The sequence below is a fragment of the Enterobacter sp. PGRG2 genome (genome assembly GCF_030291195.1).
Lineage (GTDB): Bacteria > Pseudomonadota > Gammaproteobacteria > Enterobacterales > Enterobacteriaceae > Enterobacter_D.
In genome coordinates this window covers 1,076,411-1,084,794 of sequence record NZ_CP127837.1, presented here as the reverse complement: position 1 = coordinate 1,084,794, position 8,384 = coordinate 1,076,411, and the positions used below count along the sequence as shown (strand labels likewise).

9 protein-coding genes are annotated in these 8,384 nt (G+C 57.0%); 8 read left to right on the top strand and 1 reads right to left on the bottom strand.

Translation table 11 applies throughout. The annotated features are described in order from the left end of the window. The first annotated feature begins 118 nt into the window (after window positions 1–118). The 3 genes from ivbL to ilvN all read left to right on the top strand — a co-directional run bounded on the left by ivbL (window position 119) and on the right by ilvN (window position 2,300). Window positions 119–217 (top strand): ilvB operon leader peptide IvbL, encoded by a 99-nt coding sequence (ivbL, locus tag QRD42_RS04650; protein WP_072570946.1) that lies wholly within the window; start codon window positions 119–121, stop codon window positions 215–217. A 100-nt stretch (window positions 218–317) separates the two neighbouring features. Next, window positions 318–2,006 carry an acetolactate synthase large subunit gene (gene ilvB, locus QRD42_RS04645; protein WP_318362512.1) on the top strand — a complete coding sequence of 563 codons (1,689 nt, stop codon included), beginning with the start codon at window positions 318–320 and terminating at the stop codon, window positions 2,004–2,006. Window positions 2,007–2,009: 3 nt separating this feature from the next. Then, window positions 2,010–2,300, top strand: a complete 291-nt coding sequence (gene ilvN / locus QRD42_RS04640) for an acetolactate synthase small subunit (protein WP_321988290.1) — start codon at window positions 2,010–2,012, stop codon at window positions 2,298–2,300. Between the two features lie 8 nt (window positions 2,301–2,308). On the opposite strand, the gene QRD42_RS04635 is transcribed toward ilvN, so the two are convergent. Further along, window positions 2,309–3,097 carry a DeoR family transcriptional regulator gene (locus tag QRD42_RS04635; RefSeq protein ID WP_318362513.1) on the bottom strand — a complete coding sequence of 263 codons (789 nt, stop codon included), beginning with the start codon at window positions 3,095–3,097 and terminating at the stop codon, window positions 2,309–2,311. Between the two features lie 185 nt (window positions 3,098–3,282). On the opposite strand from QRD42_RS04635, the gene rbsK reads away from it, so the two are divergent. The 5 genes from rbsK (at window position 3,283) to nepI (ending at window position 8,376) form a co-directional block, all read left to right on the top strand. Beyond that, a complete protein-coding gene (gene rbsK / locus QRD42_RS04630) occupies window positions 3,283–4,203 on the top strand; it encodes a ribokinase (protein WP_072570953.1) in 921 nt (306 codons plus the stop codon). 31 nt (window positions 4,204–4,234) lie between these two features. Then, window positions 4,235–5,566, top strand: a complete 1,332-nt coding sequence (gene fucP / locus QRD42_RS04625) for an L-fucose:H+ symporter permease (RefSeq protein WP_088221228.1) — start codon at window positions 4,235–4,237, stop codon at window positions 5,564–5,566. Further along, window positions 5,538–6,554 carry an aldose 1-epimerase family protein gene (locus tag QRD42_RS04620; protein WP_321988289.1) on the top strand — a complete coding sequence of 339 codons (1,017 nt, stop codon included), beginning with the start codon at window positions 5,538–5,540 and terminating at the stop codon, window positions 6,552–6,554. Before fucP ends, QRD42_RS04620 begins: the two co-directional genes overlap by 29 nt. A gap of 65 nt (window positions 6,555–6,619) precedes the next feature. Continuing rightward, the gene (locus QRD42_RS04615) at window positions 6,620–7,072 is read left to right on the top strand and encodes a DUF1198 family protein (protein ID WP_318362516.1); all 453 of its coding nucleotides are present in this window, start codon (window positions 6,620–6,622) and stop codon (window positions 7,070–7,072) included. A 128-nt stretch (window positions 7,073–7,200) separates the two neighbouring features. Then, on the top strand, window positions 7,201–8,376 hold the full coding sequence (gene nepI, locus QRD42_RS04610) for a purine ribonucleoside efflux pump NepI (protein ID WP_321988288.1): 1,176 nt from the start codon (window positions 7,201–7,203) through the stop codon (window positions 8,374–8,376). The last annotated feature ends 8 nt before the right edge of the window (window positions 8,377–8,384 follow it).

Sequence of the window (8,384 nt, the reverse complement as noted above, 5' to 3'; positions counted from 1 at the left end):
CAGGTTGCAGAAAATCGTGATCGTTCACGCATTTTCACCCCCCGCCGCACAAAACCATTGTCACCGGCGGCATCCTGTGCTTGTATGAATCCTGTTAAAAAATGAACTGAGAACCCTAATGCACCCATCCATGCTGACCTCGACCCTACTAAATACCGCGCCATTCGCCGCGGTGGTCGTCGTGCGTGTGGTGGTGGTCGTCGGCATCGCGCCGTAGGGTCCGGAACACACGATTCCAAACCCCGCCGGCGCAAACCGGGCGGGGTTTTTTATTATGACCTCCCCGGAAAGTCGGCCCAGAAGAACAGGACTGGAGCATGGCAATTTCGGACACAACATCACAGACAAAGCGCTTTACCGGCGCGCAATTAATCGTTCATTTACTGGAGCGCCAGGGCATCACCATCGTGACCGGCATTCCCGGCGGCACCGTGCTGCCGCTGTATGACGCATTAAGCCAGAGCACGCAGATCCGCCATGTGCTCGCCCGTCATGAGCAGGGCGCCGGTTTCATCGCCCAGGGCATGGCGCGCACCCAGGGCAAACCGGCGGTGTGCATGGCCTGTAGCGGGCCGGGCGCGACCAACCTGGTCACCGCCATTGCTGACGCGCGTCTCGATTCGGTTCCACTGGTGTGCATTACCGGTCAGGTTCCCTCCTCAATGATTGGCACCGATGCCTTCCAGGAAGTGGACACCTACGGCATCTCTATCCCCATCACCAAGCACAACTATCTGGTGCGTGACATCCGCGAACTGCCGCAGGTGATAAGCGACGCTTTCCGCATCGCGCAGTCAGGCCGTCCCGGCCCGGTGTGGATAGATATTCCCAAGGATATTCAGACCACTGAAATCGAACTGAGCGAGCTGCCTGAGCCAGGCGGCGTGGCGGCAGCCCCGGCCTTTGAACCGCAAAGCGTGCGTGATGCCGCGACCATGATTAACCGGGCGCAGCGCCCGGTGCTCTATCTCGGCGGCGGGGTGATCAACGCGCCGGAGGCGGTACGCACGCTGGCGGAAAAAGCTAATCTGCCCACCACCATGACGCTGATGGCCCTCGGCATGCTGCCGAAAGCGCACCCGTTATCGCTGGGGATGCTGGGGATGCACGGCGCGCGCAGCACCAACTTTATTTTGCAGGAAGCGGATCTGCTGATCGTGCTGGGGGCGCGTTTTGATGACCGGGCGATTGGCAAAGCCGAACAGTTCTGCCCGAACGCAAAAATTATTCATGTCGATATCGATCGTGCGGAGCTGGGCAAAATCCGTCAGCCGCATATCGCCATTCAGGGAGATGTCGGCGAGGTTCTGGCGGAGCTGATCCCGCAAATCGAGGCGCAGCCGCGCGCGGCCTGGCGCGATCTGGTGGCGCAGCTGCAACAGGAGTTTCCGGCAAACATGCCGGGGATGGACGATCCGCTTTCCCATTACGGTATTATCCGCGCGGCAGCGGCCTGCGTGGATGACAGCGCCATTATCACCACCGATGTGGGTCAGCATCAGATGTGGACGGCGCAGGCTTACCCGCTGAACCGTCCGCGTCAGTGGCTGACTTCCGGCGGCCTCGGCACCATGGGCTTTGGTCTGCCCGCCGCCATTGGCGCGGCGCTGGCGAACCCGGACCGCAAAGTGCTGTGTTTCTCCGGTGACGGTAGCCTGATGATGAACATTCAGGAGTTGGCCACSGCSGCGGAAAATAACCTTAATGTGAAAATCATTCTGATGAATAACGAAGCGCTGGGACTGGTGCATCAGCAGCAAAGCCTGTTCTATCAGCAGGGCGTGTTTGCCGCCACCTATCCGGGTATGGTGAACTTTATGCAGATCGCTGCCGGATTCGGGCTCTACAGCTGTGATTTAAATGGCGAAGCGGATCCGCAGGCTGCCTTGCAGGCGGCGATTTCCCGCCCTGGCCCGGCGCTGATCCACGTGCGTATCGACGCCGAACAAAAAGTGTATCCGATGGTGCCGCCGGGCGCGGCCAATACTGAGATGGTGGGAGAATAAGCCATGCAACATTCCGAACATGACAATGTGATCCTTGAACTCACCGTCCGTAACCATCCCGGCGTAATGACCCACGTCTGCGGCCTGTTCGCCCGGCGCGCCTTTAACGTCGAAGGCATTCTCTGTCTGCCGCTACAGGGCGGCGAGCGGAGCCGCATCTGGCTACTGGTCGCCAACGATCAGCGTCTGGAGCAGATGATAAGCCAGATCGACAAGCTGGAAGATGTGGTGCAGGTGATCCGCCATCAGACGGATCCCGGCGTGTTCAACAAACTGGGGCTGTTTTTCGAGTAAACCGCGATTCACTCACTCCCGTTGCCGGGAGTGAGCACTTTCACAAAGCCGTTACGGCAGCGGTCAGGGTAATCCGCCGGTAACGGTCGGTCGCTGATCAGCACATCAAAAGCGGCGAGGGGCGCAATGTTCGCCTGCGCCACCTCATCAAAGCGCGCATAACGCGCGAGTAAAATCTTGCGCAGCCCGCGTTCCATGGCTTTGCGTTTCATCGGCAGATCGTCCGGGTTAAACCAGGTGACGCCGAACTGCGCATGCACGCCGCTGGCCGAAATAAAGACTTTGCGCGGGTTGAGTGAATCGAGAACCGAGGCATTCACCGGATCGTAAAACGCATCGCTTTTCGCCCGATAGGTGCCGCCGCACAGCATGGCGGTGGTGTTGGGCCGGGCGTTAAGCGCCATAAATACCTGATGGGAATAGCAAATGCCGGTAAAGGCGATGTCGTCGGGGATCATGCTGATGACCAGCGGCATCTCCGGGCCGTTATCGAAAAACACCACATCGTTCTCGCTTACCAGCCCGGCGGCGAGGATCGCCATCGGCACATCGTCACGATGATGCCCGGCCACCGGCGCGGCAGGCTGGCTGGCAGACGGGGCGGCGGGCTTATTCACCATCACGATATACCCCCCCAGCAGGGCCAGCGGCAGCGGCTCGTCATCCTGGCTGAAATCGCGGCGGATGGTCATCACAGAAACTTCCAGCATACGCGCCGCCTCCTTCAGATGGATGCGATCGGTCTTTTTGAGCAGCTCCGTCAGCCGACGAATTCGCTCTTTCTGCTTGGTTTCCATTCACTTTCTCCGCAATACAGGCCTCAACGCTGATGTTCCTAAAGTAACATTTTCCCCGGAAAGCGGGAATAACGGCGCGTAAAATGTTCCTGTAATCGCGAGACAAGTCACAAATGATACTAAAATAACATGTTAATGTTACGATAATATCATTGTTATGTGATTGTTTCAGAGAGGTAGTAAAAATGGATATTGCAGTCATCGGCTCCAACATGGTGGATTTGATCACCTACACCCACCAGATGCCGAAAGAGGGCGAAACCCTCGAAGCGCCAGCGTTTAAAATCGGCTGCGGCGGCAAAGGCGCAAACCAGGCGGTGGCAGCGGCGAAGCTCAACTCGAAAGTGCTGATGCTGACCAAAGTGGGCGATGACATTTTTGCCGACAACACTATCCGTAACCTGGAGTCCTGGGGCATCAACACTACTTACGTTGAAAAAGTGCCCTGCACCAGCAGCGGCGTGGCGCCGATTTTTGTTAATCCGAATTCCAGCAACAGTATTCTGATTATTAAGGGCGCGAACAAATTCCTCTCGCCGGAAGATATCGACCGCGCGGCGGAGGACCTGAAAAAATGTAAGCTCATCGTTTTACAGCTCGAAGTGCAGCTGGAAACGGTTTATCACGCCATTGAGTTTGGTAAAAAACACGGCATCGAAGTCTTACTGAATCCCGCCCCGGCATTGCGTGAATTAGATATGTCCTATGCCTGCAAATGTGATTTCTTCGTGCCGAACGAAACCGAACTGGAAATTCTCACCGGTATGCCGGTTGATCACCTTGATAATATTCGTCTGGCGGCCCGCAGCCTGATCGACAAAGGGCTGAATAATATTATCGTCACCATGGGCGAGAAAGGCGCGCTGTGGATGACGCGGGATAGCGACGTGCATGTTCCGGCCATCAAAGTGAATGCGATTGATACCAGCGGCGCAGGCGATGCCTTTATTGGCTGCTTTGCCCACTATTACGTCCAGAGCGGTAATGTCGAAGCCGCCATGAGAAAAGCCTCGCGTTTCGCCGCCTTCAGCGTAACGGGCAAAGGCACCCAGTCGTCTTATCCCAGCATTGAGCAATTCAATGAGTTTCTGGCGTTAAACGAATAATAATAAACCCTGCAACGTAAAAGGTAGCACTATGAACGATAAAAACATCGTTCAGATGCCCGACGGGTATCTGAATAAAACCCCTCTGTTCCAGTTTATTTTGTTATCCTGCCTGTTCCCGTTATGGGGATGCGCTGCTGCGTTAAACGATATATTAATTACGCAGTTTAAAAGCGTATTTTCATTAAGTAATTTCGCCTCTGCCTTAGTGCAGAGCGCGTTTTACGGCGGGTATTTTTTAATTGCTATTCCGGCTTCGCTGGTCATTAAGAAAAGCAGTTATAAGATGGCGATTTTAATCGGCCTGACGCTCTATATTGTCGGCTGTACGTTATTTTTCCCGGCGTCGCACATGGCCACCTACACCATGTTCCTCGCTGCGATCTTCGCTATCGCCATCGGCTTAAGTTTCCTTGAAACCGCCGCCAATACCTACAGCTCAATGCTCGGGCCAAAATCCCACGCTACCCTGCGCCTTAACGTCAGCCAGACGTTCTATCCGGTTGGCGCGATAGCGGGCATTCTGCTCGGCAAATATCTGGTGTTTTCCGAAGGCGACAGCCTGGAAAAACAGATGGCGGGCATGAACGCCGCGCAAATGCATGACTTTAAAGTGCTGATGCTGGAAAACACCCTCGAACCCTATAAGTACATGATTATGGTGCTGGTGGTGGTCATGGTGCTGTTTATGCTGACGCGCTTCCCGACCTGTAAAGTGGCGCAGACCACGCAACGCCAGCGCCCGTCGGCAATGGACACGCTGCGCTATCTGGCGGGTAACGCCCGCTTCCGTCGCGGCATTATCGCGCAGTTCCTTTATGTCGGTATGCAGGTCGCGGTGTGGTCGTTCACTATCCGTCTGGCGCTGGAGTTAGGTGACATCAACGAGCGCGATGCCTCTAACTTTATGGTCTACAGCTTCATCTGCTTCTTTATCGGTAAATTTGTCGCCAACCTCCTGATGACCCGCTTCAACCCGGAAAAAGTGCTGATCCTCTATTCGGTGATTGGCGCGCTTTTCCTGGCCTATGTGGCGCTCGCGCCAAACTTTACCGCGGTCTACGTGGCGGTCGCGGTGAGCATTCTGTTCGGACCATGCTGGGCGACCATCTATGCCGGGACGCTGGACACGGTCGATAACGAGCACACGGAAATGGCGGGTGCGGTGATCGTGATGGCGATTGTCGGCGCGGCAGTGGTCCCGGCGGTGCAGGGCTATGCGGCGGACCTGTTCCATTCGCTGCAACTCTCCTTCGTGGTTTCCATGCTGTGCTTTGTCTATGTCGGCATCTATTTCTGGCGTGAATCGAAAGTGGTTAATAAGGAGGCTCCTCATGGCAACGCGACTGACACTGTGGCGTGAGTTATTTACCGCGCAGCCGAAAATCCTGCTGGAAAACAGCGACTTCAGTGTCACCGCTTTTCGTTACGCCAGCGGCGTGGAAGGGCTGAAAGTGGCGAACACGCGCGGGCATCTGGTGATCCTGCCGTGGCTGGGGCAGATGATCTGGGACGCGGAATTTGACGGTCATGACCTGACCATGAAAAACATGTTCCGCCAGCCGAAACCGGCCAAAGAGATCGTCGATACCTACGGCTGTTTCGCTTTCCACTCCGGGCTGCTGGCAAACGGCTGCCCGTCGCCGGAAGATAATCACCCGCTGCACGGTGAAATGGCCTGCGCGGCGATGGACGACGCCTGGCTGGAGCTGGACGGCGAGGCACTGCGTATCGGCGGGCGCTACGAGTATGTGATGGGCTTCGGGCATCACTACGAGGCGCAGCCGTCGGTCACGCTGCATAGCGCCAGCGCGCTGTTCGACATCCATATGGCGGTGACCAATCTGGCGTCGGTGGCGATGCCGTTGCAGTACATGTGCCATATGAATTACGCCTATGTACCCCAGGCGGCGTTCAGCCAGAACCTGCCGGATGAGGCGCTGGCGCTGCGGGAGTCTGTTCCGGCGCACGTGAAGCCCACCGAACAGTGGCTGGCGTTTAACGAACGCATCAGACAGGGTAAGGCCACGCTGACAACGCTAAGCGAGCCGCAGTTTTACGATCCGGAAATCGTCTTCTTTGCCGATAAACTCGATCGCTACACCGCGACGCCGGAATTCAGGATGACCGGGCCGGATGGCACCACCTTTGTCACCCGCTTTTCCAGCGCCGAGTTCAATTATGTCACGCGCTGGATCTTATATAACGGCGATCAGCAGGTAGCGGCCTTTGCCCTGCCGGCGACCTGTCGTCCGGAAGGATTTCTGGCGGCAGAGCGTAACGGTAGCCTGCTGATGCTGGCGCCCCAGGAAACCCGGCGTTTCACGGTCACCACCGGCATTACGGCATAAACTGAGGCTGTACGTCGCCGCGTTTACCCTTATGATAAGCGCTCGCAAAAGGTGCTGGAGCTTTCATGATTTGGTTAACGCTGGCGACGCTGGTCGTCGTGTTTGTCGTGGGATTTAGGGTATTAACATCAGATTCCCGTCGGGCGGTGCGCCGTCTGAATGAACGGCTCGGCATCACGCCGGTGCCGGTGGAATCGATGCTGGATCAGATGGGAAAAGCCGCCGGTGCGGAGTACATTCAGTATCTGGCGCGCCCGGATGAAGCACATCTGCAAAATGCCGCGCAGGTGCTGCTGGTGTGGCAGGCATGTATTGTCGATGCCAGCGAGCAAAACCTCCAGTACTGGTACCGTCTGCTGAAAAAAGCCCGCCTTGCCGCCCCGCTGACCGACGCTCAGGTGCGTCAGGCGCTCGGCTTCCTGCGCGAGCTGGAGCCGGACGTGGCGGAAATCAATAATTTCCAGGTACGCTATAACGCGCTCTTTATGCCGGACGACGGCGTGCACTGGCTGCACTGATTTTTCCCCTCACCCCTNGGGTGAGGGGAAACCCTGAATCCGCACTAAAGTTGCTAAAACGTTAAATACGTCACACTCAGAATGTTACACTGCGCAACTTTCTCGCCAATACCGACGCAGGGGACGACATGAATGAGCATAAAGAAGGACAGCAGCGACCAAACTGGTCGGCAGTGTTTGCCGTCGCGTTTTGCGTGGCCTGCTTAATTACGGTGGAATTTCTGCCGGTCAGCCTGTTAACGCCGATGGCGCAGGACTTAGGCATTTCTGAAGGCGTGGCCGGGCAGTCCGTCACGGTGACGGCGTTTGTCGCCATGTTTGCCAGCCTGTTTATTACCCAGACCATTCGCACTATCGATCGGCGCTACGTGGTGATTTTATTCTCCGTGCTGCTGACCCTTTCGTGCCTGCTGGTCTCCTTTGCCAACAACTTCACGCTGATGCTGCTGGGTCGCGCCTGTCTGGGCGTCGCGCTCGGCGGCTTCTGGGCGATGTCCGCTTCGCTGACCATGCGACTGGTGCCGGCGCGCACCGTGCCGAAAGCGCTGTCGGTGATCTTCGGCGCGGTGTCCATTGCGCTGGTGATCGCAGCCCCGCTGGGCAGCTTCCTCGGCGGCATTATTGGCTGGCGTAACGTGTTTAATGCCGCCGCTGTGATGGGCGTCATCTGCACAATCTGGGTCTGGAAAGCGCTGCCGTCGCTGCCGGGCGAACCGATGCAGCACAAACAGGATATGTTCGGCATTCTGAAACGTCCCGGCGTGTTCGCAGGGATGTGCGCCATTTTCATGGCTTTTGCCGGGCAGTTCGCCTTCTTTACCTACATCCGTCCGGTATATATGAGCATGGCCGGTTTCGACGTGGACGGCCTGACGCTGGTGCTGCTGAGCTTCGGTATCGCCAGTTTTGTCGGCACGTCTATGTCATCGCTGTTCCTGAAAAGATCGCTGAAGCTGGCGCTGACCTGCGCGCCGCTGTTGCTGGCGGTCAGTGCGCTGGTGCTGATGCTGTGGGGCAGTAATAAGATCGTGGCCGCCGCCATTGCGATGGTGTGGGGCTTAGGCTTTGCGCTGGTGCCGGTGGGCTGGTCGACGTGGATCACCCGTTCGCTTTCCGATCAGGCAGAAAAAGCCGGATCACTTCAGGTGGCGGTGATCCAGCTTGCCAATACCTGTGGCGCCGCTGTTGGCGGTTATGCCCTCGATAACCTCGGCCTGCTCTCGCCGCTGGTTATCTCCGGCAGCCTGATGCTGTTAACAGCGCTACTGGTGGCCGCGAAGGTTCGCGTAAAAGAGGTGCATTGAGGGTTAAC

Bases quoted from the DNA above. Each gene is read 5' to 3' on its own strand.
- ilvN (WP_321988290.1), top strand. From the start codon at position 2,010: ATGCAACATTCCGAACATGACAATGTGATCCTTGAACTCACCGTCCGT.
- fucP (WP_088221228.1), top strand. From the start codon at position 4,235: ATGAACGATAAAAACATCGTTCAGATGCCCGACGGGTATCTGAATAAA.
- QRD42_RS04615 (WP_318362516.1), top strand. From the start codon at position 6,620: ATGATTTGGTTAACGCTGGCGACGCTGGTCGTCGTGTTTGTCGTGGGA.
- QRD42_RS04635 (WP_318362513.1), bottom strand. From the start codon at position 3,097: ATGGAAACCAAGCAGAAAGAGCGAATTCGTCGGCTGACGGAGCTGCTC.
- ivbL (WP_072570946.1), top strand. From the start codon at position 119: ATGCACCCATCCATGCTGACCTCGACCCTACTAAATACCGCGCCATTC.
- QRD42_RS04620 (WP_321988289.1), top strand. From the start codon at position 5,538: ATGGCAACGCGACTGACACTGTGGCGTGAGTTATTTACCGCGCAGCCG.
- nepI (WP_321988288.1), top strand. From the start codon at position 7,201: ATGAATGAGCATAAAGAAGGACAGCAGCGACCAAACTGGTCGGCAGTG.
- rbsK (WP_072570953.1), top strand. From the start codon at position 3,283: ATGGATATTGCAGTCATCGGCTCCAACATGGTGGATTTGATCACCTAC.